Source organism: Rhizobium arsenicireducens (genome assembly GCF_964021225.1).
This window is the reverse complement of record NZ_CAXHYK020000001.1, coordinates 1,916,267-1,942,402: the sequence shown is the minus strand read 5'-3', so window position 1 is coordinate 1,942,402 and position 26,136 is coordinate 1,916,267. Positions and strand designations below refer to the sequence as shown.

The window sequence follows — 26,136 nt, the reverse complement described above, 5'->3', positions numbered from 1 at the left end:
TCTGCTCTTTTCCTGGTGCCAATGATCTCAGACCATAGCGATCAGGTCTTCTTCCTCGTCTCGCTGGCGGCCTCCCAGGGCTGCCGCTACAGAGGCGATGAAGGCGCCAATCATGAGCGAAACGGCTCCGGCGAGCGCCATGGCAGTGGCCGCCTGCTTGGCGGTGTCCACCGCTTCCTGAGCTTCGGTTTTGGCCGTCTCGATGTTGGCCAGCGTCTGGTCAACCCGGACCTTCGCATCCGCTTCCGAAAGACCGGTCCGCGACGCGACGACACGATCCAGATAGGCGCGGTCATCGGCCGGCATTTCCCCGCGAATGGCGCCATTGACGAGGATCCGCGACACCTCTGCCGTGACACGTTCGTCGCTCTGTACCGCGGGCGGAGTTGCCGGATCGGCCGGGCGCAGGATGGCGTCGGCGAAATAGTTGACCGAGAAACCGGCCCCTTCGTCCTGGGTGCTCGAGGCGGAGGCAATGCCAGCGGCGCCGGCTGCGCTTGCCGCAGAAGCCGTGGCGCTGGCGACTGTTCCCGCAACGGAGCTGAACACAGACCCGAGGAGACCCACAACGAGAAGCGTTGCAAGCGCCCAGGACAGGAAACCATGGGCCGTGTCGCGAAAGAAGACCTCATCTGTGTGGACGCCGACCCATTTCGTGCGCAAACGACCGGTGAGGTAGCCACCGAACCCGGCTGACAGCCATTGGACGAGGATCAGCCAGACCACGGTGGTCCAGCCGATGGCTTCAAGCGAGACGCTCTCGCCTGCCCAAGGCGAGACCATGGTGAGGCCGAGGCCGGAACCTATCAGGGTGAGAATGAGGGTGATGGCTGAAGCGGCAAGCGCACCGGCGAAGATCGACCTCAGGGAGACTGCGGATGCCGAGGATTCGATCGGCATCAACGCGGGGGAGGGCGCGACGGGAATGGACATCCTGCCTCCTAGCGCCAGAACAGCATGATCAGAATGATGAGCGGGATCGGAACCCCGAGAAACCAAAGCAGAATACCGCGACCCATGATATACCTCCTGTCGGACTTGCCGAATTCGAGTTTGTTTCCCGCCCACGACCCGACGCGGCGGTCCTCGGTAGAACACTGGCTGGCGTTTTTTGTTCCCCGGCTGTGACAAGGACGGTATCCGGCTGTCATTTGCAGGGAGCGCGGGCCCCTTCGAAGCGCTCTGGCGGAAAAACACTTGCCAAGCCCGGTGCGCCGTGGTTTGACCGCGCTTCATCCGGCATTGCGCCGAATTCTCCTGAAAACCGGGGTCGAGATCATGGCTAAGAACAAATCTGCACCGCATCTCCTGATCGTTGAGGCTCGGTTTTATGACGACATGTCCGATGCCCTGCTTGATGGCGCCAAGGCAACCCTCGACGAAGCGGGTGCGACCTATGATGTTGTGACCGTGCCGGGTGCCCTAGAAATCCCGCCGGCGATCTCGATAGCACTTGATGCCGCCGACGAAGAGGGTGTGCACTATGACGGCTTCGTAGCGCTCGGCATGGTCATCCGCGGAGAAACCTATCACTTCGAAATCGTCTCGAACGAGTCCTCCCGCGCGCTGATGGATCTCGCGGTTTCCGAATCCCTCGCGATCGGCAACGGCATCCTGACGGTTGAAAACGAAGAGCAGGCCTGGGCGCGCGCGCGCCGCTCAGACAAGGATAAGGGCGGTTTTGCCGCACGCGCTGCGCTCACGATGATTGCGCTCAAGAAGAAACTGGGTAACTGACGAACATGTCGACGGAAGACAAACAGCCGGTCAAGACAGCCAACCAGCGGGGTGCCGCGCGCCTGGCAGCGGTACAGGCTCTGTATCAGATGGATATTGGCGGTACCGGCGTGCTGGAGGTCGTCAGCGAATACGAGACCCATCGCCTCGGGCAGGAAGTCGACGGCGATACCTATCTCAAGGCGGATGCTTCCTGGTTCCGTTCGATCGTCGCCGGCGTGGTGCGTGACCAGACGCTTATAGACCCGATGATCGCTGGTGCCCTGCAGGACGACTGGGCGCTCTCGCGGATCGATTCGACGGTACGAGCCATCCTGCGCGCCGGCACCTTTGAATTGCTGGAGCGCAAGGACGTTCCGGTTCCGGTCATCGTCACCGAATATGTCGAGATCGCTCGCGCCTTCTTCGAGGACGAGGAGCCGAAGCTCGTCAACGCCGTCCTCGACCGGATCGCCAAGCAGGTCCGTGGCATCACCAAGAAATAATTCCGGGAAACACGTCATGGCCGCTCACGAGTCGCAAGGTTTGGACGGCCAACTGCGCACGGCCAAGCGTAATGTATCCCTCCTGACGGTCGCTCAAGCCATCCTCGGATCGGCGGCTCCCTTGAGTTTCTCCGTCGGCGGCCTGGCCGGCTTCCAGTTGCTTGGCGCCGATAAATCGCTGGCGACGGCGCCTCTCACCGGCTTCAATGTCGGTGTCGCGCTCGGCGCCATCGTCGTTGCCGTGGCGTCACGCTTCCTCGGCCGGCGCGAAAGCTTCATGGTCGGCGCGCTGATGGGGGCGATTGGCGGGGCCGTGGCGGCACTCGCTCTCTTCCGCTCCGATTTCTGGCTTTTCGCCTTCGGCCTTCTGCTGATCGGTCTCTCCGGAGGCTTTACCCAAAAGATCCGCTTCGCGGCCGCCGATGCGTCGCCGACCTTCTACAAGGGCAAGGCGATTTCCTGGATCCTCGCCGGCGGCATTGTTTCGGCCATCGTCGGCCCGCAACTGGCAATCTGGCTCAAGGATTGGATGGAGCCTGTGACCTTCGCTGGTGCATTCATGGGCCTAGTTCCGCTCATGCTGCTCGCCATCGTCGTGCTTTTCTTTCTCAAGCTGCCCGACGCCTCCTCCAAAACGGGCGTCAATGGCGAGGCGGCGCGTCCGCTGAGCGAGATCGTCATGACGCAGCGCTTTGCGACGGGTATGATCTGCGGCATCAGTTCCTACGCCCTGATGACTTTCATGATGACTGGCGCGCCGCTGGCCATGGTCGTCGGCTGCGGCTTTTCCTCCGATCTGGCCACTCTCGGTATCCAGTGGCACGTCATCGCGATGTTTGCGCCGAGCTTCTTCACCGGCATGCTGATTTCGCGCTTCGGCACCGAAAAGGTCGTCGCTGCTGGTCTGCTGATCCTGATGAGTTGCGCTATTGTCGCGCATATGGGCGTCGAGCTGTGGAATTTCTGGCTCGCCCTGGTGCTGCTCGGCATTGGCTGGAATTTCGGCTTCATCGGCGCAACCGCGATCGTCGCCTCGAGCTATCGCGCGCATGAGGCCGACAAGGTCCAGGGTTTCCACGACATCATCCTGTTTGGCACCGTGGCTCTTTCGTCCTTTTCCTCGGGCAAGGTCTTCTCGGCCTTCGGCTGGTCCGTGATGAACCTCGTGATCTGGCCCGTGACCATTGTCTGCCTGATCCTGATCGTCCTGCAAATGCGTGCCGCCGCGCGCAAGGAGCGTAGCTGACGCCTTTTTCCTGCGATACGTCCGGGGCTTGACGTTAGGGAATCCGCAACGCAATCTCGCCGCAAGTCGGGCAGCTTCCGGAGGAGGGGCCGAGCCGGACGTCACCGCCCGCGGGGAGTGAGGCGCGGGCAATACGGGAGGTATTGCGAATGACAGTGCTTTTAGGCGTCATATTTTGCGGTTTGCTTTCAGTGGTCTATGCGGTCTGGGCGACGCGCTCGGTGCTTGCCGCCGATCAGGGCAATGCTCGCATGCAGGAAATTGCGGGTTATATTCGTGAAGGGGCGCAGGCCTACCTTGCGCGCCAGTACCTTACCATTGCCATTGTCGGCGTCGTCGTCTTCATCGCAACCTGGTTGCTGCTTTCTGCTGCCGCAGCGATCGGCTTCCTGATCGGCGCGGTTCTGTCCGGTGCTGCCGGCTTTATCGGCATGCACGTCTCGGTCCGCGCCAATGTTCGCACCGCCCAGGCTTCGTCACAGAGCCTTGCCGCCGGTCTCGACATCGCCTTCAAGTCGGGCGCCATCACCGGTATGCTGGTGGCTGGTCTCGCGCTGCTCGGCGTGTCGATCTACTACTATATCCTGACCGTGGTGCTTGGCCATGAGGGCGGATCGCGCGAAGTGATCAACTCGCTCGTCGCGCTCGGCTTTGGTGCCTCGCTGATCTCGATTTTTGCCCGTCTCGGCGGCGGCATCTTCACCAAGGGCGCGGACGTCGGCGGCGACCTGGTCGGCAAGGTCGAAGCCGGCATTCCGGAAGACGATCCGCGCAACCCGGCGACGATTGCCGACAACGTCGGCGACAATGTCGGCGACTGCGCCGGCATGGCCGCCGACCTGTTCGAGACCTATGCGGTGACGGTCGTCGCGACGATGGTGCTCGCAGCGATCTTCTTCGCCGGTGCGCCGGTCCTCGAAAGCGTGATGGTCTATCCGCTCGCCATTTGCGGCGCCTGCATCATCACTTCGATCATTGGTACCTTCTTCGTCAAGCTCGGTACCAATGGCTCGATCATGGGCGCCCTTTACAAGGGCCTCATCGTCACCGGAGGGCTTTCGATCATAGGCCTCGCCGCGGCCACCTCGTTCACCGTCGGCTGGGGTTCCATCGGTACCGTCGCCGGCATGGACATCACCGGCTGGAACCTGTTCATCTGCGGCATTCTCGGCCTCGTGGTCACCGCGCTAATCGTCGTCATCACCGAATACTACACCGGCACCAACAAGCGGCCGGTCAACTCGATCGCCCAGGCCTCCGTCACCGGCCACGGCACCAACGTGATCCAGGGCCTTGCCGTCTCGCTGGAGTCGACGGCACTCCCGGCGATCGTCATCGTCGGCGGGATCATCTCGACCTACCAGCTTGCCGGCCTGTTCGGGACGGCGATTGCTGTCACCACCATGCTCGGCCTGGCCGGCATGATCGTGGCGCTCGACGCCTTCGGTCCGGTCACCGACAATGCCGGCGGCATTGCCGAAATGGCCGGCCTGCCGTCCGAAGTCCGCAAGTCGACTGATGCGCTCGATGCGGTCGGCAACACGACCAAGGCCGTCACCAAGGGCTACGCGATTGGTTCGGCAGGTCTCGGCGCACTGGTGCTGTTTGCCGCCTATTCCAACGACTTGCAGTTCTTTGCCGCCAACAGCGATAAATATCCGTACTTCGCCAACATGGGCGACATCTCGTTCAGCCTGTCAAACCCTTACGTGGTGGCCGGCCTGATCTTCGGCGGTCTTATCCCCTACCTGTTCGGTGGCATCGCCATGACCGCGGTCGGTCGTGCAGCCGGTTCGATCGTCGAGGAAGTTCGCCGCCAGTTCCGGGAAAACCCAGGCATCATGCTGGGAACGGTCAAGCCGGACTACGGCCGCGCCGTCGACATTCTGACCAAGGCTGCGATCCGGGAAATGATCGTCCCCTCGCTGCTGCCGGTCCTCGCTCCGCTCGTCGTCTATTTCGGCGTGCTGCTGCTCTCGGGCTCCAAGGCCTCGGCCTTTGCGGCGCTCGGCGCCTCGCTGCTCGGCGTCATCGTCAACGGCCTGTTCGTGGCGATTTCCATGACCTCGGGCGGTGGTGCCTGGGACAATGCCAAGAAGAGCTTCGAGGATGGCTTCGTCGACAAAGACGGTGTCAAGCATCTGAAGGGCTCGGACGCGCATAAGGCATCGGTGACGGGCGATACCGTCGGCGATCCCTACAAGGATACCGCAGGCCCGGCCGTCAACCCGGCGATCAAGATCACCAATATCGTTGCTCTGCTGCTGCTTGCCGTTCTGGCCGGCTGACGCCGGGCGAGCAATCGCTGGATAAACAAAAAACCGCGGGAGCAGGCTTCCGCGGTTTTCTTGTCTATTGGAGGGCAGTTGTTACAGGCCGCCGAGGATGTTCTTGACGCTGTTGGCCGCGCCGCCGCCGCCGGAGAGGATTTGCTGCAGGAAGGTAAGATCCTTGCCACCCGTGGGCGTCGTGCGCGAGATCATGTCGAAGACTTTGCCGTCCTTCATAGTGTAGTTGGCGCGCTGGGCGACGACGCCGTCCTTGTCGAAATAGATCGCCAGGATCTGTTGTTCGACCAGCTTCTGTTTCATGAAGGCGACCGAACGGGTGCGCTTCTGGGAAATGTAATAGAAGACCTCGCCGTCGAAGGTGGCTGTGGTCGACGGGGTGCCGAGCGATAGCAGTACCTGCTCGCGGCTTGAGCCGACCGGTACCAGTTCGAGCGCGTCCTGGTCGACGACATATCCGTTATGGAAGACCTCGGAGGTGGTGCAACCGGAGAGGCTGGCTACCGAAAGGGCGAGGGCGAGGGCAGTGCAGCCGAGAACTTTTCTGTCCGATCCGAGATACCGCATTTCCAACCACACGTCTCCAATGACTCTACGAGGCCACCCGACCGGGTCGCCGCAATCTGATGCGCATACCATTGTGGCCTTTCCGGGGTCGAAGCCTCAGCTGCTTTGACCTTGTCCGGACGAAGCGGCCGGCTGCCCCGCGATGGCCCAAAGGATCGGGCCAGACGGCAGAAACGGCATTGCAATTCACGTCTGCTTCGGTAAACCAGCTTTCGCAATCATGCAACACGACCCAGGGCAGACGAACCGGTTCGCTCGGTTCTTTTTGGTGAAATGAATGCTATTCGGGTTTTTCCGGCAGAAAAAGCACAATCGGCTCATCGTTGAGCGTCAATACGAGGCATTGACCGCCACCGCGCGGACGCCCGTATTTTACGCCGAACTCGGCATGCCCGACACGGTCATGGGCCGTTTCGAAATGCTGTCGATCGTCCTGATTCTCTATTTCCGCCGTACACGCCAATCGGCACGCAGCGGCCAGGAAATCGCGCAGGAAATCGTCGACGCCTTCTTCGAGGACGTTGATCATTCCATCAGGGAGCTGGGGATCGGCGACCAGGGCGTACCGAAGCGGATGAAGAAGCTCGCCGGCATGTTCTACGGCCGGCTGGAGTCCTATGCTGCCGCGCTCGACAAAGTTGACCTTGACCTGTTGGCGTCCGCCCTTCGGCGCAATATATATCCCGAGATGGGTGAGGACGCGCCGCAAATGGCCCGTCTCGCCGAATGGATGATGGACGTAGAGCGCAGGCTCCACGCCCTCAATGAGGAGATCGTCGAGACCGGCACCGTCCGGCTCGATCCTCCCGGAGGCTCGCTCTGAAATGACTTCGCACAACAAGGATGCCGATGCCTCGGCTTTTTCCTACCGGGTCAAGGTCGGCCATGTCTCGGCCAATCCTGTGCAGGTGCACGTCGAGGCCGATGCGCGCGAGCGCGCTGCGCTCGGAGAACTGTGGCAGGTGGAAGCGGTCAATAGGCTCACTGCCGATCTGCAGATCAATCGCTGGAAGAAGGACGGCATCCGCATTTGGGGCCGGGTCGAAGGCGAGATCGTGCAGGCTTGTGTCGTGACGCTTGAGCCGGTGGTCTCCGAGATCAGGCAGGAGATCGATCAAATTTTCGTTCCGGAGGGCTCGAAGCTCGCTCGGATTGTCACGGATGAGGCGGGCGAAATGGTTCTCGATCCGGACGGGCCCGACCTGCCAGAGACCTTCGTCGGCGACACGATCGACGCGGGTGCGGTGGTCGCGGAATTTGCTGCCCTCGGCATCGATCCTTATCCGAAGAAGCCGGGCGCGCATTTTGCCGGTCATATCGAGAGCGATGATGCCAAGGATCGGCCACCGTCGCCTTTTGCCGTGCTGAAGGGCTGGAAAAAGGACTGATCGCAGTCACAACGTCGGCGAATTGGGTTGTGCGGTACAGCGAAACCGGTATTTTGGCCGAAATTTCGCCGGGCAGCGAATAAGAAGGACCAGGCATAGGTGATCAGAATTTCTCTTGACGTCATGGGGGGCGACTTCGGCCCCGAAGTCGTCATTCCCGGTGCGGCCAAGGCGCTGGAGCGGCATCCCGACATCCAGTTCGTTCTCTTTGGCCAGCAGGAGCGCTGCCTCCCGCTCCTTGCCCAATATCCAAAGCTCAAGGAAAAGTCGGTTTTCCATCATTGCGATGTGGCCGTCGGCATGGATGAGAAGCCGAGCCAGGCTCTGCGCCGTGGCCGCTACATCTCATCCATGTGGCGCGCGATCGAGGCAGTGAAGGCCGGCCAGGCCGATGTCGTCGTCTCCGCAGGCAATACCGGCGCGTTGATGGCGATGGCCAAGTTCTGCCTGCGCACCATGGCAACGATCGAACGCCCGGCGATTGCCGCCATCTGGCCGACGCTGTCGGGCGAGAGCATTGTGCTCGACGTCGGCGCGACGATCGGGGCCGACGCTCAGCAGCTCCTCGATTTCGCGCTGATGGGCGGCGCAATGGCGCGCGCGCTGTTTGAAGTCGAGCGTCCCCTGGTCGGTCTGCTCAATGTCGGGGTTGAGGAAATCAAGGGCCAGGAAGAGGTCAAGGAAGCTGGACGCATGTTGCGCGAGGCAGGTCTCGATACGATGGATTATTACGGATTCGTCGAGGGCGACGATCTCGGCAAGGGCACGGTCGATGTCGTGGTGACCGAAGGCTTCACCGGCAATATCGCGCTCAAGACCGCCGAAGGCACGGCTCGCCAGATTGCCGAATACCTGCGCGCCGCGATGTCTCGTACACTGCTGGCCAAGATCGGCTACCTGCTGGCGAAGGGCGCTTTCGACCAGTTGCGCGAGAAGATGGATCCGCGCAAAGTGAACGGCGGAGTGTTTCTGGGTCTCAACGGTATCGTCATCAAGAGCCACGGCGGGACTGATGCCGAAGGCTTCGCAGCCGCCATTGATGTCGGCTACGACATGGCCCGCAATGGGCTGACGCAGAAAATCGAAAACGATCTGAAGAATTATCATGCACGGCATCCGTCTTCGGCGGGGCCGGAAGCGGCATGATCGACGGGGTTAGGAAGAAAATGATCCGTTCTGTTGTTCGCGGTTTTGGGGCGGCGCTCCCGAAGCGGGTGGTGACCAATCGCGAATTGGAGGAGACGGTGGACACCTCCGACGAGTGGATCGTGCAGCGTACGGGCATTCGCCAGCGCTACGTCGCCGGCGAGGGGGAGACCACCGCCTCGCTCGGCGCGGAAGCCGCGCAGAAGGCACTCGACAATGCGGGCCTCACGGTGGCGGACATCGACCTGATCATTTGTGCGACCTCGACGCCGGACAACACATTCCCGGCGACCGCCGTCAACATTCAGAACCGACTCGGCATGCATCACGGCTTTGCCTTCGACATTCAGGCCGTCTGTTCAGGCTTCGTATACGCCATCTCGACCGCCGACCTGCACATCCGTTGCGGCATGGCTCGGCGCGTCCTGGTGATCGGCGCCGAAACCTTCTCGCGCATCCTCGACTGGACGGACCGCACCACCTGCGTGCTCTTTGGTGACGGCGCCGGCGCTGTCATTCTGGAAGCGGCCACGGGCGAAGGAACGACCGCCGATCGCGGCGTCTTGAGTTCACAGTTGCGGTCCGACGGCATCCACAAGGACAAGCTCTATGTCGACGGCGGACCCTCCACGACCGGAACAGCGGGCCATCTGCGTATGGAAGGACGTGAGGTCTTCAAGCATGCGGTCGGCATGATCACCGACGTGATCGAGGCGGCCTTCACCGCAACCGACACGACTGCCGACGACATCGACTGGCTGGTCCCGCACCAGGCCAATCGCCGCATTATCGATGCCTCGGCGAAGAAGCTCGGCATTCCGCTGGAAAAGGTCGTCGTCACGGTCGATCTGCACGGCAATACCTCGGCGGCGTCCATTCCGTTGGCGCTTTCCGTTGCGGCTGGCGACGGGCGCATCAAAAAGGGCGATCTGGTTATGCTCGAGGCGATGGGTGGTGGTTTCACCTGGGGCGCCGTACTCCTACGCTGGTAGTCGCACGACGCGAAATAGAGGATTTGTAACAAGCGCTTGACCGTCAAGCCCAAGGGCAATACTCTCTGGCGAATTCAACAAGATCATTGATTTAAGCGGACGAGAGCCATGGCCGGTAAGACAGTGACGCGAGCGGATTTGGCGGAATCAGTCTTTCGCAAGGTGGGCCTCTCTCGAACCGAGTCGGCGGAATTGGTCGAGACGGTGATCGATGAAATCTGCAACGCGATCGTGCGTGGCGAAATGGTCAAGCTTTCCTCTTTTGCGACCTTCCAGGTGCGTCAGAAGAACGAGCGAATCGGCCGCAATCCGAAGACCGGCGAGGAAGTGCCGATCTCGCCACGGCGGGTGATGACCTTCAAGGCGTCGAATGTCCTCAAGCAGCGCATTCTGCGTTCGCACCTGCAGCGCAAGGCAAAGCAGAAGCCGCAGAATCCGGTCGCCTGACCACGAAAACCGTGGAGCGCTTCGCTCAGCCTTTCGGGCAGCTTGAAATTTCCGGTGCAAATCGTTGAAATAGCCGCGAGTTGCGGCGTTCGCGCTATGCCTGTGCAGGAGCGGTAAGATGCAGTTGGAAAAGAGCCCGGATGCCTTTCGCACAATCAGCGAGGTTGCGGACGATCTCGATCTTCCCCAGCACGTGCTGCGCTTCTGGGAAACGCGCTTTCTTCAGATAAAGCCGCTGAAGCGTGGCGGGGGTCGCCGCTACTATCGCCCGGACGACATCGAACTGCTGAAGGGCATCCGCCACCTTCTCTACGATCAGGGCTACACCATTAAAGGCGTGCAGAAGCTTCTGAAGACCAATGGCAATAAGTTCGTCATGGCGGTGGCAAGCGGCGATATTGCCACCATGGAGGCTCTCGTTGCGGCAGGTTCGGCGAAGACAGAAGAGCCCAAGCTCGGCCTACCAGAGGAGGATCAAATCGTCGGTCGTCCAAAGGTGAAGGCTAGCGGGCGGTTCTTCGGATTCGGTGGCAGCGACGACGACATGCCGGAAATTTCCGCTGGCAAGGGTAGTTCAGTCGGCAAGGAAGACCGGGCCCTGCTCCAAGAGACGCTGTTCGATCTCCTGGAATGCAAGCGCCTTCTCGATCAGGTAAGGTAAGCGACCAGGGTCTTGGCAAAATCATTCCTTTTCCCCCTTGCGTGCACGGGGCCTTGCCATTAAGGAGAACGTGCTTTGGAAAAAGCAGGTCGGGGCGTAGCGCAGCCCGGTAGCGCACTTGACTGGGGGTCAAGGGGTCGCGTGTTCGAATCACGCCGTCCCGACCAATTAATTCTTGATATCCCAGCAAAATCATAAAGTTACATCAGCCTGAGCGGCCGTCTGCACGGCTGTCGATTTGTTGCGGTCTCTGCGCTTGTTGCCCTATGAATGCTGCAATGCAGCACTATATGGTGTTTAAATCCGCCGGATGGGAACCGGAGCGCGCGGCGGGGCTTTAGACGGGGAGTGCTACTTCGAGTTTTCGAGAAGGAATTCCTTTTTCATGCGCCTCAAGATTCCCATGCCGTTTTCCTTCGTCCTCGGGCAGCAGAAGAAGCTGCGAAAGAAGATCCTGAAGGCGATACCTTCTATTCCGTTGCCGCTTGCTGAGCCGACAAGGAAGAAGAAGGCCCGCACGGTACGCCCGCGTTTGCAGGAGGTGACCGGGTTCGGGACGAATCCCGGCCATCTGCGCATGCTCGAATACGTGCCGCCAAAGGCGCGAAAAGGCGCGCCGCTCGTCGTCGTGCTGCATGGCTGCCTGCAAACTGCCGATGATTTCGATAAGGGCAGTGGCTGGAGCGCGCTGGCACGCAAGGACGGCTTCGTTCTGCTCTATCCCGAACAACGCAAGTCAAATAATCCAAATCTCTGCTTTAACTGGTTCCGACCGAGCGCGGTCGCGCGCGATCGCGGCGAGTTGATGTCTGTCCGCCAGATGATCGACAATGCCTGCGACCGGCATCATGCCGACCGAAGCCGCATCTATGTCCAGGGTCTTTCAGCAGGCGGAGCCATGGCGTCTGCTCTTCTCGCAACTTATCCAGAATTGTTTGCCGCCGGCCAGATCGTCGCCGGCCTGCCGTTCGGTGCGGCGCGCGACGCCATGTCGGCGCTCTCGGTGATGAACTCCGGCGTCAACCGCTCCTCGCGGGAATGGGGCGACCTGGTGCGCGCAGTATCACCGGAGATCAAGAAGAGACCGTTGGTGTCGATTTGGCACGGCACTGCTGACCGCGTCGTGACCGTCGCCAATGCGCGTGCCACACTGGCGCAATGGCTGGACCTCTACGGCCTCGACGAGGATGCGGGCAAGAAAGTCATGATAGACGGGCATGCCGCGAAAGTCTGGCACGACGAGGGGGGTAAGCCGCTGATAGAATTCTGCCTGTTTGATGGCCTCGGCCATGGCCTGCCTGTCGTTGCGAAGCGCGCCACGGCGTCCGCGGAAAGCATGCCCTTCATGCTGGAAGGTGCCCTCAGTGCGCCGCGCCATCTCAGCCGGACGTTTATGGCGGTGCGGTGAACCGCTTTCCAATTTCCCGCCAGGTTTTCACGAAAAAAGCCCGGGATGAAAACCGGGCTTTGTCATGTCTAATTCGCAGTCATTGCAGGCGAAATCGCCGCCGTACGGAGCGCTCAGTTTTCCTGGATCGTTACACCGTCGCGGCCGATCGTCATCTCGATGCCCTTGGGCTTTGTCTCTTCACGGTAGAGGTAGATACCGAGGCCGATAACCACCACGACCAATGCGCCGATGGCGAAGTAGAGACCGTTGTTCCGATTCATGCGTAGCTCCTATCTGGTGACGGGCAACAAACCGGCAGACGCGATTTTGTTCCGTGGCGAAGGCTGGATCAGCCGTCGTTGGTCGCGTTGAGATTTTCCGGCCGCAGGCCTTCGCCGGTATCGTGGCGTGCGACAAGCCTTACGCCCATGCCGCCAGGTGGACAATCCCCGTCGCCGAGAAAGGCAATTCCGGCCTTCTCGAAGGCGCCCCGAAGCATGAGCAAGGTCCCTTGGTCGGGCGAGTCGGCCTTTTCGTCCTCGATCTGCAGGATCATAAAGGCGGATACGCCGCTCTTTGCCGAAACCTGGTCGACGCTCAAGCCGAGAAGCGCCCGGGCAGCGCGGATTTGTGCTGGTGTAGTCATGGTAGGGAATATGACGAATGCGCGGGAAAAATCAATCGCGCGTCGCTCCTCTGCCTGCGAGCACCTGCCGGTAGACGTCGATGGTCTGATCCACCATGGCGTCCACGCCATAGCGACCGCTGCGCCCGCTCGCTGCGGCGGCAAGGCGCGCTCGCGTGGCTGTGTCGCAGAGCCTCGCCATGGCTGCGGTAAGCGCCGCCGTGTCATCCGTATTCGGCACGATGAACCCGTTGACGTCGTGATCGAGTACGTTCGATGTGCCGCCGACATCGGTGAGGATCAACGGCAGGCCGGCAGCTGCCGCTTCAAGCATGACGTAGGACATCGCTTCGTAGCGGCTGGTCACGACGAGCACGTCGATTGCCTGAAGGGCCGCCGAGCCGGGCAAGGCGGCATCGATGACGACGCGATCGGTGAGGCCGGCGGTTTCGATCTGGTGGCGTACATCGGCTTCAAGTTCTCCGCTTGCGATCATCAGGAGGCGCGCCTCGGGCGCGCTCCGAGCGACTGCGGCAAACGCTGCGATGAGGCGTTCCGGTGCCTTCTGGGTGGATAGACGGCCGATGAAGCCGAACACCAGGGCATCCTGGGGAAGGCCGAAGAGGTTGCGGATCTCCTGTCGCTGGCCCGTGGGGGGAGCGCCTACTCCATTCACGACGACGGTGAGCTTGTTCTCGGGAATGCCGAGCCTGAGGGCATGGTCGTATTCGCTCTTGGACACACAGATCAGCCGGTCGGTTAGGTAACGGCCCAGGAGGCCCTCGATCTGGCCGAACACCAGGCGGCCCTTCGACGACAGCGTCGGGTCCATGGTGCGGAAGGCGTGCGGCGTATAGATGCGGGGCACATGCCGACCGGGCCGGCGAAGACGGATCAACGCGCCGGCCTTCGAACTGTGGCCATGAATGATGTCGAAAGGTCCCTCTTCACGGATCACGTGGCCGAGTGCTCTCCAGGCGGCGTAATCCCTGGGACCGACGGCACGCAGCATCGGCAGGGCGATCACCTTGGCTAGATCGAGCGCCATGAGTTCGCGCACGAAACGTTCCTCGGCGCGGACCGGAGAGTAGACCGCCGTCACCGCATGGCCGCGCGCCTTCAAGCCCGCGCAGAGATCGACGAAATGGCGGCCGGATCCGCCGCCGCTCGGTTCCAGGACTTCCAGAATTCTCAAGGCGCTCTCGCTCGATCCCATGGGTCAGGCAGGGGAGGCAACGGTACGCCGCAGCGCTCGCTGGTAGCGCCATTCCAGCGCGCCGCAGCCCCAGACTATGCCGAGCAGCAGGTAGAAATGCCGCCAGTGGTCGGTGTCGATGACATTGCCGATGATCACGTGTCCGATGATCACGATCCAGGCGATCATCAGGTAGGGTTGCCAGGGCCGGTCGCGCAGCAGGTAACGAAAGCCGATCGCCAGCGTCCAGACCATCATTGTGACGTAAGAGACAAAGCCGATCCAGCCATAAGTGGTCAAAGATTTCAGCCAGATATTGTGCTCGTCCTCGAAAAAGATCTGGCCAAACACCATGGGCCCAATGCCGAGCGGGTTCTCCATGGCCATGAGGAAGCCGATGCGATGGCGGGCGAAACGGCCGAGAGGGCCTGCATCATATTCCTTGACCAGAGTGGTGCGGTCGAGGAACAGGTTGCGGACCTGTTCGAACTGCAAGGCGATGACCACCGCAACGACAAGCAATACGAGGGCCGTCAACGACAGGAGAAGGATTTTCAGGCGGAAGGCGCCCGTGCGCTCCTTGAGCAGCAGGATCAAGACGAGCGCGATGGTTGAAAACAGGAACAGCGCCCAGGCGGCGCGCGAGAACGACAGGAAGACGCCAAGCGTGATGATGAGCAGTCCCGTTACCTTGAAAGGCGCTTCGCGGAGCCTGCCGGTCAGAAGTCCATGCATAAGGTAAAGAGTGGGCGCGATCAGAAAGGGGCCGAAGACGTTGGGGTCCTGGAAGGCGCCCTTGGCGCGGTCGTAGCGGGTAAAGACCTCTGCGCCCGGAAAGGCTTGAAAGTAGCCGAGGACACCAAGGAGGGCCGTGATGATTGCAGCCGCCACCCAGGCGTGGAAGATCAACCGCAGGCGCTGGTGGCGCTCCTCGATGATTGCTGCGAAGAAGACGGCGGTGAGCGCCAGGAAAGTGGAGACCGCCAGATACATCGGTCCCGTGCCGAGATCCTTCATCACGGTCAGCGACAACATGCCGCCCACATTGAAGGTCAGCAGGAGCGCGAGAAGCGGCGCGACGGCGCGCGAAATCTTCAGGCCCAGCAGAAACCAGACGGCGACCTGCACAACCATCAGCAATTCGTAAGGTGCCGGCTCGGACATCACGAAGCCGGAGAGAAAGACGCCTATGGCAACCAGCGCCGAGCCGAAGAGCGTCAGGGCCGCGAGCTGCGGCCTGAAGGGCACCGGTTGGTGGGAGTTGATCGTGCTCAATAGGCGTTTTCCGTATTGAGCAGGCGGAACGGCGTGAGGAACAGGATCTTCAGATCGAACAGCAGCGACCAGTTTTCGATGTAGTAGAGGTCGTAGGCCGTGCGGAACTTGATCTTGTCGTCATTGTCGATCTCGCCGCGCCAACCGTTGATCTGGGCCCAGCCGGTAACGCCGGGCTTGACCCGGTGGCGGGCGAAATAGCCCTCGACGACTTCGCTATAGTTGCGGTTATGGGTCTGTGCGAGGACGGCATGCGGGCGCGGGCCGACCAGCGAGAGATCGCCACGCAGCACGTTGAAAATCTGCGGTAGTTCGTCGATCGAGGACTTGCGGAGGAAACGTCCGACCGGGGTCACGCGTGGATCGCCCTTGGTGACGGCCTGGCGCGCGGTCGGGTCGCTCATCTCGGTATACATCGAGCGGAACTTCAGGACGTTGATGACCTCGTTGTTGAAGCCATGGCGCTTCTGGACGAACAACACCGGCCCCTTGGAGGTCGTCTTGACGGCGATCGCTGCCGCGATGAACACCGGCCAGAGCAATAGCAACGCGATGATGCTGAAAAAGATGTCGAAGCACCGTTTGGCAACCGAATCCCAATCGCGGATCGGCTTGTCGAGGATGTCGAGCATCGGTACCGCACCGACATGCGAATAGGAGCGCGGACGGAAGCGTAGGCTATTGGAATGGGCCGCGAGCCGGATGTCGACGGGCAAGACCCAGAGCATCTTGAGGAGGTGCAGGATGCGATCCTCCGCAGAGAGCGGCAGCGAAATGATCAGCATGTCGATATGGGCAAACCGGGCGAACTCGACGAGTTCGGCGATGGTCCCGAGCTTCGGATAGCCTGCGACGACGTCCGGCGAGCGGGCGGAACCACGGTCGTCGAAGATGCCGCAGATGCGGATGTCGTTGTCCGGCTGTTGTTCGAGTGCGCGAATCAGGTCCTTGGCCGGTTTTCCGCCGCCGACCACCACGGCGCGTCGCTCCATGATACCGTTGCGCGCCCATCTTCGGATGCCGAAGCCGACGAGATTGCGCTCAACGAACAGAAAGGCGAGGCCAAAGCCGTACCAAGAGACGAGCCAGTCACGAAAATCGAAACCGCCCGGGCGGAACAAGAAAAGGGCGACCGCGATCAGCGCCGTTGCTGCAGTCCAACTTCCGGCAATGCGCGGCAGCGTGCGCAGCGGTGTGCGCAGTGCCGAGACCTGATAGCCGTCGGAGATCTGCAGGAACAGCACGGCGACCGAAGAGCCCGCCAGACTTAGGAAGAGTTCGGCCAATAGTCTCGGAGAGGAATCGATCAACAGGAAGAAGTGGACTGCAAGTCCGATGCCGAACAGACTGACGAATTCCAGCAGTCGCAACTGACCGGTAACGATCGACGGGGAATAGTTTTCCTCGCGAAATTGCCTGGCGATCTGCTTGGCCAGCGGATTCATCTCCGCGTCCTCGGCGCCCGCAGGCGACCCTGCCTTGTCGGCTTTGGTGCCTTCCGATAGCCTTCGGCGCAAACCTTCGATATCGAACTTTTCGGGCTTTTCCATCTGGTTCATTCTAATACACCACGCGTTGACAAGAAAGCATAGCGTAAAACTTGCTAAGAAACGTTTGCGAACTCAGATACGAGGCGCAGCAGACGGCCAAGATTGGCTCAATTCCGCACGAGAAGCCCGTGTGCGCGCGGGTTGTCCGGTTTGACACGGAATAGTAAACCATGAGACGGATCGCGCCATGTAGTGGCTTGGCGGATTGGCCAATGCGCAACAGGGTGCTTGTAAATGGAAAAGAAACACGTCTTTAACTTCAGTTATTTCCTTTTCGCCTTCGCGCTCCTGATGGCCTTCCAGGCCTGGATCGGCTATCGCGACTATACCCAACTGAGCTACAGCGACATGATGCGCATGGTCGGCGAAGGCCGCATCGCTTCCGTGACGCTGACCGAGAGCAGGGTGGAAGGCGAGTTCAAGGAACCGGTCGACGGGCGCAAATATTTCATCGCCAATCGCGTCGACCCCGAATTCGCGGCCCTGTTCGAAAAAGCCGGTGTCAAGATCACGGGCGCGACCGACAGCAACTGGCTGACCTCGCTGCTCTCCTGGGTTCTGCCGGTCATCGTCTTCTTCGCCCTCTGGTCGTTCTTTTTTCGGGGCATTGCCGAAAAGCAGGGCATGGGCGGCTTGATCAACATCGGCAAGTCGCGCGCCAAGATTTATCTCGAACGCAAGACGGGCGTGACCTTCGACGATGTCGCCGGCATAGACGAGGCGGAGGCTGAACTGCAGGAAATCGTCTCCTTCCTCAAGAACAAGGACCTCTATGGCCGGCTTGGCGCGCGTATCCCGAAGGGGATCCTGCTGGTCGGTCCGCCAGGTACCGGCAAGACCTTGATGGCGCGTGCCGTTGCGGGGGAAGCGGGCGTTCCGTTCTTCTCGATATCGGGTTCCGAATTTGTCGAGATGTTCGTCGGCGTCGGCGCAGCCCGCGTGCGCGACCTGTTCGAGCAGGCCCGTCAGGCAGCACCCTGCATCATTTTCATCGATGAACTCGACGCGCTCGGCCGTGCCCGCAACTCGTTCGGCGGCATGGGCGGCAATGACGAGAAGGAGCAGACGCTCAACCAACTGCTGGCCGAACTTGACGGTTTCGATCCACGTGTCGGCATCGTACTGCTCGCGGCGACCAACCGGCCGGAAATCCTCGACCCGGCGCTGATGCGCGCCGGTCGTTTCGACCGCCAGGTGGTGATAGACCGTCCAGACCGGAAGGGCAGGGCGGCTATCCTTGAGGTTCACATGAAGGACGTCACCATTGCGCCGAGCGTCAGCGTCGACGAGATTGCCGGCCTGACCCCCGGCTTCACCGGAGCCGATCTCGCAAACCTGATCAACGAGGCGGCAATCCTTGCCACACGTCGTGGCGGAAGCACGGTGGCGATGGAGGACTTCGTTGCCGCTGTCGAGCGCATCATCGCTGGCGCGGAACGCCGCAGTCGTATCCTCAACGCCGACGAGCGCCGCCGCGTCGCCTATCACGAGATGGGCCATGCACTCGTGGCGGCCGGATTGCCCTCGGCCGACCCCGTGCAGAAGGTGTCGATCATTCCTCGTTCCATCGGTGCGCTTGGCTATACCCTGCAACGGCCAACCGAGGATCGCTTTCTGATCACTTCGGGAGAGCTCAAGGACCGGATGATGGTGCTTTTGGCCGGCCGTGCTGCCGAGGATCTGGTGTTCGGCGAAATCTCGACCGGTGCCGCCGACGATCTGGCCAAGGTAACCGATATCGCCCGCGAGATCGTCACCCGCTTCGGCATGGATGCATCGGTCGGCCAGGCTGTGCTCGAGCCTCAGCGGCAGCAATGGCTGGACGAGGGCCAGTTCCGGATGCGGCCGAAGGATTATTCCGAAGAGACGGCCCGCGAGGTCGACCTCGCGGTGCGTAAGATGATCGACGAGGCCTACCAGCTGGCCAAGAAAGCACTAGAGGGCCGGATTGAGGAGTTGAAGACGGGCGCAAAGCTGCTTCTGGAGCGTGAGACGCTGACGCCGGACGACTATGCGCCGCTCAAGCGCGTGGAGAGGCCTTCGAAGAGTGCTGCCGAATAAGGCTTCGGGCGCAGCCGCGCGGCGCGCTGCCTATTGCCTGGCCAGAAGTTCCCGGTAGAGGTCCGCAGTCTGGGCTGCCATTGTCGAAGAGGAGAACTTGGCTTTGAAGGCTTCCGCCGCGGGCATGGTGGCGCCATGCCAGTCCGGTGTAGTGATTGCCCGCGCCATAACGCGGGCCAAGTCCTGTGCGTCGCCGGGCTCCGCCAGTGCATCGCTGTCTATGCCCAGTACCTCCGGTATGCCGCCGACACGCGTCGCGATCAGCGATTTTCCGGCGGCAAGCGCCTCGAGCACGATATAGGGCATAGCCTCGGCGCGGGACGGCACGATCACGATGTTGGACATGGCAAAGGCTTTCTTGACCGACATGGCGGGAAGCAGGCCGATGCGCCGGCCGAAACCGCGCTGCTCGATCGTCTCGCGGTATTTGTCCCGATCGGGACCGTCGCCAATGATCAGCGCGCTCAAGGGATGCCCGACCAGACGCTCGGTTTGGATAAAGGCTTCGATGAAGACATCCGGCCCCTTGAGGTCACGCAACATGCCGACATAGATGAAATCGACGCTGTCGGAGCGGGTCGGGATGACGGCGAAATCGCGGTCGCTGAGGCCGTTGTAGATCATCTGTTGGGTGCAGTGCGGTGTTCCGATCTTGGCCGCGTAGGTCTCAAGCTCATAGTTGCAGACAAAGACGATGGCATCGGTCAGACGCTCGAGTAACCGCTCCGCCGCGAAGACCCCGCGGCCGGTCAGGGAGGTCGCGCTGAAATGCAGGCTGCCCCCGTGGGGCGAATAGAAGCGGGCAACGCGATACCTTTTCGCCCGCAAGGCTGAGCCGATGATCCGCGCCACAGCGCCGCCCTTGGCGCCGTGACCGTGCAGGATATCCGGCCGCAAAGATTTGATTTCTTTATAACTCTTGTAGAGTGCCGTCACATCGCCGAAGCCGACTGAGCGGGCGATCGGCATGCGGTGCAGTCCGAGCGAGAGATAGGGCATGATCTGATCGAACAGCCGATCCTCATGCTCCCCTCCGGTCGTGCTGTCGCACAGGATGCCAACCTGGTGGCCAGCCCGGCTATGGTGTTCCGCGAGGTCCCGAACATGGCGAAAAATGCCGCCCACGGGAGATCGGAAGCAATGGACGATGCGAAGCGGCGTGCCATCGGGCATGGATCAGAACAACCGCTCGCGGACGTAGATCGTGTCGCCGGCCAGGATGGGGTCGGTGATCAGGACACGACCGGTGAGGATGTTGCCGTTGATGTTACGGGTGATGTCGAAATCGTGCTGGTTGGCGCGGGGCGTGAAGCCGCCGGATACGGCGATGGCATTCATCACGGTCATGCCCGGAACATAGGAATACTGGCCCGGTTGACCCACTTCGCCCATGATGAAGATTGAGCGGTAGCGGTCGATTTCAATGGTGACGTCGGGATCGCGGAGGAAGCCTTGCTTCAGCTTCTGGGCGATCACGCCTTCAAGCTTTGCAACGGTCGAACCCCGTGCCGCCACTTGACCGATCAGCGGGAAGGCGATGTAGCCGGCCTGGTCGACGGTATAAGTGTTGGTGAGGCTCTGTTGCTCGAAGACACTGATCCGCAGCCTGTCGCCGCTGTCGAGGCTATAGGGCTGCACGGTTGCTTCGTGGAAGGCCTTCGGTGCCGGCCGGTAGGTCCCACAGCCGCTCATCGTCGCGATCACCATCGCAACGACGAACAACTTTATTCCCCTTGTGGCAACCAGTAACATGCGCCGTTGCGCTCCTAATGCGTGAATTTAATAACATGTGTTATCGTTCAGTTAGGGTTAACGGTCGGTAAAGGCGCGGCGGTGGCTTGGCATTTGCGTAGAATTTACCCGCGCAGGCGGGTGTTTATTCGAGTGGCGAGGCCGATTAACGCTTGGGTTACCATGATCCTTTAGATTCTCGCGAGAACTGTTCCGGGAGTTAAAAATGTCGAGCGTAGGCAACGGTCATCAGGACGTCGATATCGACCTTGCACAGCTGTTTCACGCCGTGTGGAGGCGCAAGGTGCGTATCCTGGCGGCGACAGCGCTTGTCGGCGGCCTGGCGTTCGTTGGCGCGAGCATGATTTCGCCCAAGTACAGCGCCGAGACGCGCATCCTGATCGAGCCGCGCGAGCCGACTTTCACGACGCAAACGAACGTGCAGACGCCCACGGAGCCGCTGTCCGACGAACTCAACATCGTCAGCCAGGTGCAGGTCCTGCAGTCGATCGACTTGATACGGCAGGTGGCACGCGACCTAAAACTCTATGAGCTTCGAAGAATTCGATCCCGACACCAATCCCTCGCCGGTGTCTGATCTGCTCGTCATGCTGGGGTTGAAGAGTAACCCGCTCGACATGGCGCCTGAAGACCGGGTATTGAAAGCCTTTCAGGAGAAGCTTCAGGTCTACCAGGTCGAAAAATCCAGGGTGATCGGCATCCAGTTTACCTCCAAGGACCCGAAGCTCGCCGCCGCGATCCCCAACGCAATTGCCAATGTCTATCGCGCTTTGCAGAGCGGCGCCAAATTGGACAGCAATACGGAGGCGGCCCGCTGGCTGGAGCCGGAGATCGCCAATCTGCGGGAAAAGGTGAGGGAGGCCGAGAAGAAGGTCGCCGAATACCGTGGCAACGCCGACCTGATGCAGGTCAATGAAACGACAACCTTGTCCTCGCAGCAACTGAGTGACATTTCCGCCGAACTGGCGCGTGTGCGCGCCGAGCGCGCGGATGCCGAGGCCAAGGCCGAAAACGTGCGCAATGCCATCAAGGCCGGCAAATCAACGGACACCTTGGCGGCTATTACCGGCAACGAGGCGATCCAGCGCCTGAAGTCCAGCGAGTTGGAGATTCGCGGCCAGATTTCCAGTCTGTCGACGACACTGCTCGACCGTCATCCGCAGATGGTAGCGCTGCGATCACAATTGGTAGGTATCCGTGAGCAGATCACGTCGGAATCAATCAAGATCGCCGCGGGCCTTGAGAATGATGCCAATGTCGCGCGTTCGCGCGAGACACAGTTGATCCAGCAGTTGAATGCGATGAAGGCCGACAGTGCACGGGCAAGCATTGACGAGGTCGAGCTGAAGGCGCTGGAGCGCGAAGCGACAGCCCAACGACAGTTGCTCGAGACCTATCTTGCGCGTTACCGCGAAGCGACGACGCGTCTCGGCAAGGATGCAAGCCCGGCGGATGCGCGGGTCATCTCCACCGCGGTCGATCCGCGTGAGCCAAGCTTCCCCAAGGTTCTGCCGATCACCATCGTCGCTGCACTCGCGACATTGGTGTTGAGTGCGGTCATCGTCATGCTTGCCGAACTGTTCAGCGGTCGCGCTTTGCGCCCGGGTGGCCCGAACGTGCCAAGCTCAAGGCTGGAACCGGGCAGCGACAGTCAAGTCGCGGTGGCAATCGAGCGTCCGGCTCGAGCTGAGCCGTCTTCCCGTGCTGCCTCGGCCGATGCAACGAAGGCAATCCCGGCAAACCTGTTGGCCGTCGAGGCGGACGACGATCTGGTGGCCGATATGGAAAAGACGTTCGAACTGGAGCCGGAGCCGGAGCCGGAGCCGGAGGCGGAGGCGGAGGCGGAGGTCGAGCCCTCGCTTGCCCCGGACGAGTTCTCGATCGAAGCGGTTGCGGCTTACCTGATCGAGTCCAGGGTGCGCATTGCCTTTGCCATCTCCCCATCCGGTGACGACGGCTCGACCGCGACCGTGATGCTGGTCCGCGAACTCGATGAACGTGGCCGCAAGGTTGTACTGATAGACATGACCGGCTCGGCTTGCCCGACCCGGCTAATGGCCGCGCGCCAGGATCTGCCCGGTATCACGGACTTGCTTTGCGGAAATGTAACCTTCTCCGAGGCGATCCATCCGGATCGGCTGTCTGGCGCTGATGTCATTCCGCAGGGGAAATCCGATGTGCGCCAAGCCATGCGCGGCGCCGATCGCCTGTCGATGATCGCCGACGCGCTGGCGGACGTCTACGATGTTGTGCTGGTGGAGTGTGGACCGGCCAATGCCGAGAGCGTGGCGGGGCTCAGCCGCAACGGTGCCCACGAGATCATTCTCTCGGCGCCAAAACCGGACCAGCAAGAACTGGTGGACATTATGGCGGCCTTCGAGAGGGTCGGCTACTCAGATCTGGTTTTGATGAGCGGCGGCGCGGTCAAGGAACGCGATAAAGCGAACCGAGACGCGGCCTGATCAGTCTTCTGCGGCGCTCGGGCGGGCCGGCGCTTCGTTGGCGCGTGCCCTCAGCCGTTGAATCACCGCGTACAGATGCGGATTGCTTTTGATCACGGTCTTGGCCCAGGTGACGCCATGCTGGGCGATCGCCGCGAGCCTGCCGGTCAGGTTGATCGGTATGAGGATGTCGTGCTGAACGGTTTCGATCGTGCACCAGCGACGCTTGTACTCCTGGTCGCCGAGGCCGAAGTCGAATAGCGTGTCACCGTCGTTAGAGCCTTGCTCGATCATCAGCCAGAATAGCAGTTCGCCGGGGCTCACATCGCTCACGACGCTATCATCGATCGACCCGAACTGGCAGATCACATGACCGGCTTTGCGCGACATGCCGGCGATCGCCACGATCCTGCCATTGAACTCACCTTTTAGTTGGATTGCATGGAGTTCGAGCGGTGTATCATGGCTGCTATTGTCGACCTCTAGCAGCATCCGGAAGAAGGCCTGCGTTTCGCGCGGTTGGAAGACGTTCGGAATACCGAGCGCCTTAAAGCGGATCGCTTTCTGCTCGAAGAAGGTCTTGAGCATCGCGCTCTTCTCGGTGGCCGTGCGGGCGATCACGTGCTGGTAGCCGCCGGTGCTTTCGAGCCTGCGGCATTGACTGCGGAATTTCTTGCGGCGTCGTCTTGCGTTCAGCTGCCCGAGTGTCAGTTCGAAATCGCCCAATAGCGGCAGCTGGAAGCTGCGGTTCTGGTTCTCGATCGCGGGCAGGGTGGAGAGCGGGTGGCGTTCGCCGCGCCATTCGAACGCGACATTGGCCAGCGAGACAAGGTCGGCCTTGCCCGAGAGCAGAGTGACCAGCGCATGCCTGATCTGCTCGGCCTCGGTCGCGCCTGCATTGGCGCGAAATGCTGCAGAGAACAGGCCGCTATTGATGTTGTTGAACCGGGCGGCGATGAATTGCGCGCACCGCACCATGCTGTTCTGGACGATTTCGAGCGGCAGGATGAAGGCGGTTTCGCCGTTGCGGCGTCCGTGGATAATCGCCAGCGGATTGTGATGGGTCTTCGTCCAGGCGCAGCACCAGTCATAGGCCTGATGCAGCGAATTGGCCGGTTCAGCTTCGAGCTTGCGCCAATCGGCCTCCAGCGGCTCCATGCGATCGAAGAGACGGATTTCGAGATCTTGGGCCATCGTCATGCCGCCCTCCTTGAGGCTGGCAGCAGGTGCGTCGCTACGGCTGAGCCGCGTCGGCACGCTTCCAGAGCTTCGAAATTCCAGCGGCGATGTCTGCACGGTCTTTCTCCGACGGACGAAACTGAGCGCAAAGCATAGCGGAAAGAGACGGGAAATCGGTTAGCAGCGTAGCCCCACTATCAGACGACTGCAAGATGCGGTTATCGCCCGGTTAACGACATGCAAGTCTGCCGGCAGGCGATGCCGTCATTTGCGTATCGGGCCGGCCATCCACTTGATGATCAGCATCGCCGGCAGGATCCACAACAGACCGGAAAGCAGGAAATAGAGCAAGTGTACCCACCAAGGCGACGTGCCGAGAAAAGCCGATGCGATCGTCGTGGCGAGAATCGCGTATAGAATGACCAAACAAACGATGAGAATGGTGCCGATGAATTTGCGCAACCTGAGGGGCATCGTCTATTTTCCTTCTCCGCGCTCAAGCGGGAACTTCGCAAGCGTGGGACGCGACCGCTTGCCGCAAACAGTCGGGCTTGTTTTGCACAGCCATGTGATGCAAATCAACAGCCGAAACAAGGAATGACGAATGACAAGTGCGACGACCGTGGACGAATTTGCCTTGCGCCAGAAGATTGACCGCCTCGAGAGAAACCGTCGGGCGATCCGTATCTGGCTGGGCGTTGTGCTGCTGACCCTCTTCTGTCTCGTGCTGGTCGGCGGAGCGACGCGCCTGACAGAATCAGGACTGTCGATCACCGAATGGAAGCCGATTCACGGCGTGATCCCGCCGCTTTCGGCGCAGGAGTGGGAAGAGGAGTTCACCCTTTATCAGCGCATTCCCCAATACGAGCAGATCAACAAAGGCATGACGGTCGAGGAGTTCAAGACGATCTTCTGGTGGGAGTGGGGCCACCGTTTGCTGGCCAGAGGCATCGGTCTCGTTTTTGCTCTGCCCTTTCTCTATTTCTGGGTGTCGGGTCGGATCGAAAGCCGTGTCAAGCTGCCATTGCTGGGTCTTCTGGCGCTGGGCGGTTTCCAGGGCTTCATCGGCTGGTGGATGGTATCATCAGGCCTCGCCGAGCGCGTTGACGTCAGCCAGTACAGGCTGGCCACGCATCTCGTTATCGCCTGCCTGATCTTTGCCGGCTGTGTGTGGATCATGCGTGCGCTTGCCCCGCACAGTGACGACCCGGTTCCGTCGAATTCCGCGCGCGGTTGGGCGGCGACGCTTGCCGTTCTGTCGATCTTCCAGATCTATCTCGGGGCGCTGGTCGCCGGTCTCGATGCCGGCCTAGCATACAATACCTGGCCGCTGATGGACGGGGCACTGGTGCCGGGCGACCTGTTCGTCCAGAGCCCCGCCTGGCTCAATCTGTTCGAAAATCCGAAGACCGTACAATTTGTCCATCGTCTCGGCGCCTACGTTCTGCTGATCGCGGCACTCTGGCACATGATACAGTGCCTGCGTGATGCGCCGGGTACCACCCACGCCCGACGTAGCGTCCTGCTTTTCATGCTGGTCGTGCTCCAGGCCACGCTCGGGATCGTGACCTTGATTATGCAGGTACCGCTCCATGCCGCTCTTGCGCACCAGGGTGGCGCGCTTGTCGTGCTTGGTTTTGCCGTGGCTCACTGGCGCGGATTCCTGGGGGCCTATGCGCCGGAAGTCGTTGTCGTGGAGCGTGACTGACAA

Annotated in this window: 24 protein-coding genes, 1 tRNA gene and 1 pseudogene; 15 read left to right on the top strand and 11 right to left on the bottom strand. The window is 61.0% G+C overall.

The genetic code is table 11. The features are described from left to right. Positions 1 to 27: 27 nt before the first annotated feature. Positions 28 to 933, bottom strand: coding sequence for a hypothetical protein (locus ACWPVA_RS09625; protein WP_454287466.1), 906 nt, complete (start codon positions 931 to 933; stop codon positions 28 to 30). 345 nt (positions 934 to 1,278) lie between these two features. Between ACWPVA_RS09625 and ACWPVA_RS09620 the strand changes: the two genes are divergently transcribed. The 4 genes from ACWPVA_RS09620 to ACWPVA_RS09605 all read left to right on the top strand — a co-directional run bounded on the left by ACWPVA_RS09620 (position 1,279) and on the right by ACWPVA_RS09605 (position 5,756). Then, positions 1,279 to 1,737, top strand: a complete 459-nt coding sequence (locus tag ACWPVA_RS09620; protein WP_454287465.1) for a 6,7-dimethyl-8-ribityllumazine synthase — start codon at positions 1,279 to 1,281, stop codon at positions 1,735 to 1,737. A gap of 5 nt (positions 1,738 to 1,742) precedes the next feature. Continuing rightward, positions 1,743 to 2,222, top strand: coding sequence for a transcription antitermination factor NusB (nusB, locus tag ACWPVA_RS09615; RefSeq protein WP_454287464.1), 480 nt, complete (start codon positions 1,743 to 1,745; stop codon positions 2,220 to 2,222). A 16-nt stretch (positions 2,223 to 2,238) separates the two neighbouring features. Then, positions 2,239 to 3,468, top strand: a complete 1,230-nt coding sequence (locus tag ACWPVA_RS09610; RefSeq protein ID WP_454287463.1) for an MFS transporter — start codon at positions 2,239 to 2,241, stop codon at positions 3,466 to 3,468. Between the two features lie 149 nt (positions 3,469 to 3,617). Continuing rightward, positions 3,618 to 5,756, top strand: a complete 2,139-nt coding sequence (locus ACWPVA_RS09605) for a sodium-translocating pyrophosphatase (protein WP_454287462.1) — start codon at positions 3,618 to 3,620, stop codon at positions 5,754 to 5,756. An 81-nt stretch (positions 5,757 to 5,837) separates the two neighbouring features. On the opposite strand, the gene ACWPVA_RS09600 is transcribed toward ACWPVA_RS09605, so the two are convergent. Continuing rightward, a complete protein-coding gene (locus ACWPVA_RS09600) occupies positions 5,838 to 6,335 on the bottom strand; it encodes an outer membrane protein assembly factor BamE (RefSeq protein WP_454287461.1) in 498 nt (165 codons plus the stop codon). Between the two features lie 265 nt (positions 6,336 to 6,600). On the opposite strand from ACWPVA_RS09600, the gene ACWPVA_RS09595 reads away from it, so the two are divergent. From ACWPVA_RS09595 to ACWPVA_RS09560, 8 genes are all read left to right on the top strand, one after another. Continuing rightward, complete coding sequence (locus ACWPVA_RS09595; protein WP_454287460.1) at positions 6,601 to 7,146, top strand: ubiquinol-cytochrome C chaperone family protein; 546 nt, start codon at positions 6,601 to 6,603, stop codon at positions 7,144 to 7,146. A gap of 1 nt (position 7,147) precedes the next feature. Next, positions 7,148 to 7,711: a YceD family protein gene (locus ACWPVA_RS09590; protein ID WP_454287459.1), complete on the top strand. Its 564-nt coding sequence runs from the start codon at positions 7,148 to 7,150 to the stop codon at positions 7,709 to 7,711. A 99-nt stretch (positions 7,712 to 7,810) separates the two neighbouring features. Beyond that, complete coding sequence (gene plsX / locus ACWPVA_RS09585; RefSeq protein WP_454287458.1) at positions 7,811 to 8,857, top strand: phosphate acyltransferase PlsX; 1,047 nt, start codon at positions 7,811 to 7,813, stop codon at positions 8,855 to 8,857. Positions 8,858 to 8,877: 20 nt separating this feature from the next. After that, entirely contained in the window at positions 8,878 to 9,849 is a 972-nt protein-coding gene (locus ACWPVA_RS09580) for a beta-ketoacyl-ACP synthase III (RefSeq protein WP_454287457.1), read from the top strand. Positions 9,850 to 9,957: 108 nt separating this feature from the next. Beyond that, positions 9,958 to 10,296: an integration host factor subunit alpha gene (locus ACWPVA_RS09575; RefSeq protein WP_454287456.1), complete on the top strand. Its 339-nt coding sequence runs from the start codon at positions 9,958 to 9,960 to the stop codon at positions 10,294 to 10,296. 124 nt (positions 10,297 to 10,420) lie between these two features. Continuing rightward, positions 10,421 to 10,957, top strand: a complete 537-nt coding sequence (locus tag ACWPVA_RS09570) for a MerR family transcriptional regulator (protein WP_454289562.1) — start codon at positions 10,421 to 10,423, stop codon at positions 10,955 to 10,957. Positions 10,958 to 11,047: 90 nt separating this feature from the next. Next, a tRNA-Pro gene (locus ACWPVA_RS09565) sits at positions 11,048 to 11,124 on the top strand. Positions 11,125 to 11,342: 218 nt separating this feature from the next. Beyond that, complete coding sequence (locus ACWPVA_RS09560) at positions 11,343 to 12,365, top strand: extracellular catalytic domain type 1 short-chain-length polyhydroxyalkanoate depolymerase (protein WP_454287455.1); 1,023 nt, start codon at positions 11,343 to 11,345, stop codon at positions 12,363 to 12,365. A 113-nt stretch (positions 12,366 to 12,478) separates the two neighbouring features. Here the strand turns inward: ACWPVA_RS09560 and ACWPVA_RS09555 are convergent, their stop codons facing one another. The 5 genes from ACWPVA_RS09555 to ACWPVA_RS09535 form a co-directional block, all read right to left on the bottom strand. Then, complete coding sequence (locus ACWPVA_RS09555; RefSeq protein ID WP_454287454.1) at positions 12,479 to 12,628, bottom strand: hypothetical protein; 150 nt, start codon at positions 12,626 to 12,628, stop codon at positions 12,479 to 12,481. Between the two features lie 68 nt (positions 12,629 to 12,696). Next, complete coding sequence (locus ACWPVA_RS09550; RefSeq protein ID WP_454287453.1) at positions 12,697 to 12,993, bottom strand: helix-turn-helix domain-containing protein; 297 nt, start codon at positions 12,991 to 12,993, stop codon at positions 12,697 to 12,699. Between the two features lie 31 nt (positions 12,994 to 13,024). Then, entirely contained in the window at positions 13,025 to 14,167 is a 1,143-nt protein-coding gene (locus ACWPVA_RS09545) for a glycosyltransferase (protein ID WP_454287452.1), read from the bottom strand. 24 nt (positions 14,168 to 14,191) lie between these two features. After that, entirely contained in the window at positions 14,192 to 15,442 is a 1,251-nt protein-coding gene (locus ACWPVA_RS09540) for an O-antigen ligase family protein (protein WP_454287451.1), read from the bottom strand. After that, positions 15,439 to 17,001 (bottom strand): undecaprenyl-phosphate glucose phosphotransferase, encoded by a 1,563-nt coding sequence (locus tag ACWPVA_RS09535; RefSeq protein WP_454287450.1) that lies wholly within the window; start codon positions 16,999 to 17,001, stop codon positions 15,439 to 15,441. The genes ACWPVA_RS09540 and ACWPVA_RS09535 overlap by 4 nt, the downstream gene beginning before the upstream one ends. Positions 17,002 to 17,226: 225 nt before the next feature. Here ACWPVA_RS09535 and ftsH point away from each other — a divergent pair, with 225 nt between their 5' ends. After that, entirely contained in the window at positions 17,227 to 19,053 is a 1,827-nt protein-coding gene (gene ftsH / locus ACWPVA_RS09530) for an ATP-dependent zinc metalloprotease FtsH (RefSeq protein WP_454287449.1), read from the top strand. A 30-nt stretch (positions 19,054 to 19,083) separates the two neighbouring features. Here ftsH and ACWPVA_RS09525 read toward each other — a convergent pair whose 3' ends face one another. After that, complete coding sequence (locus tag ACWPVA_RS09525; protein WP_454287448.1) at positions 19,084 to 20,226, bottom strand: glycosyltransferase family 4 protein; 1,143 nt, start codon at positions 20,224 to 20,226, stop codon at positions 19,084 to 19,086. Positions 20,227 to 20,229: 3 nt separating this feature from the next. Continuing rightward, on the bottom strand, positions 20,230 to 20,760 hold the full coding sequence (locus ACWPVA_RS09520) for a polysaccharide biosynthesis/export family protein (protein ID WP_454289561.1): 531 nt from the start codon (positions 20,758 to 20,760) through the stop codon (positions 20,230 to 20,232). Positions 20,761 to 21,010: 250 nt separating this feature from the next. Here ACWPVA_RS09520 and ACWPVA_RS09515 point away from each other — a divergent pair. Continuing rightward, positions 21,011 to 23,267 (top strand): annotated as a pseudogene (locus tag ACWPVA_RS09515) (exopolysaccharide transport family protein). On the opposite strand, the gene ACWPVA_RS09510 reads toward ACWPVA_RS09515, so the two are convergent. Next, positions 23,268 to 24,446 (bottom strand): GNAT family N-acetyltransferase, encoded by a 1,179-nt coding sequence (locus ACWPVA_RS09510; protein ID WP_454287447.1) that lies wholly within the window; start codon positions 24,444 to 24,446, stop codon positions 23,268 to 23,270. A gap of 243 nt (positions 24,447 to 24,689) precedes the next feature. Next, the gene (locus tag ACWPVA_RS09505) at positions 24,690 to 24,899 is read right to left on the bottom strand and encodes a DUF2842 domain-containing protein (protein ID WP_454287446.1); all 210 of its coding nucleotides are present in this window, start codon (positions 24,897 to 24,899) and stop codon (positions 24,690 to 24,692) included. Positions 24,900 to 25,029: 130 nt separating this feature from the next. Here ACWPVA_RS09505 and ACWPVA_RS09500 point away from each other — a divergent pair, with 130 nt between their 5' ends. Next, entirely contained in the window at positions 25,030 to 26,133 is a 1,104-nt protein-coding gene (locus ACWPVA_RS09500; RefSeq protein ID WP_454287445.1) for a COX15/CtaA family protein, read from the top strand. Positions 26,134 to 26,136 lie beyond the last annotated feature (3 nt).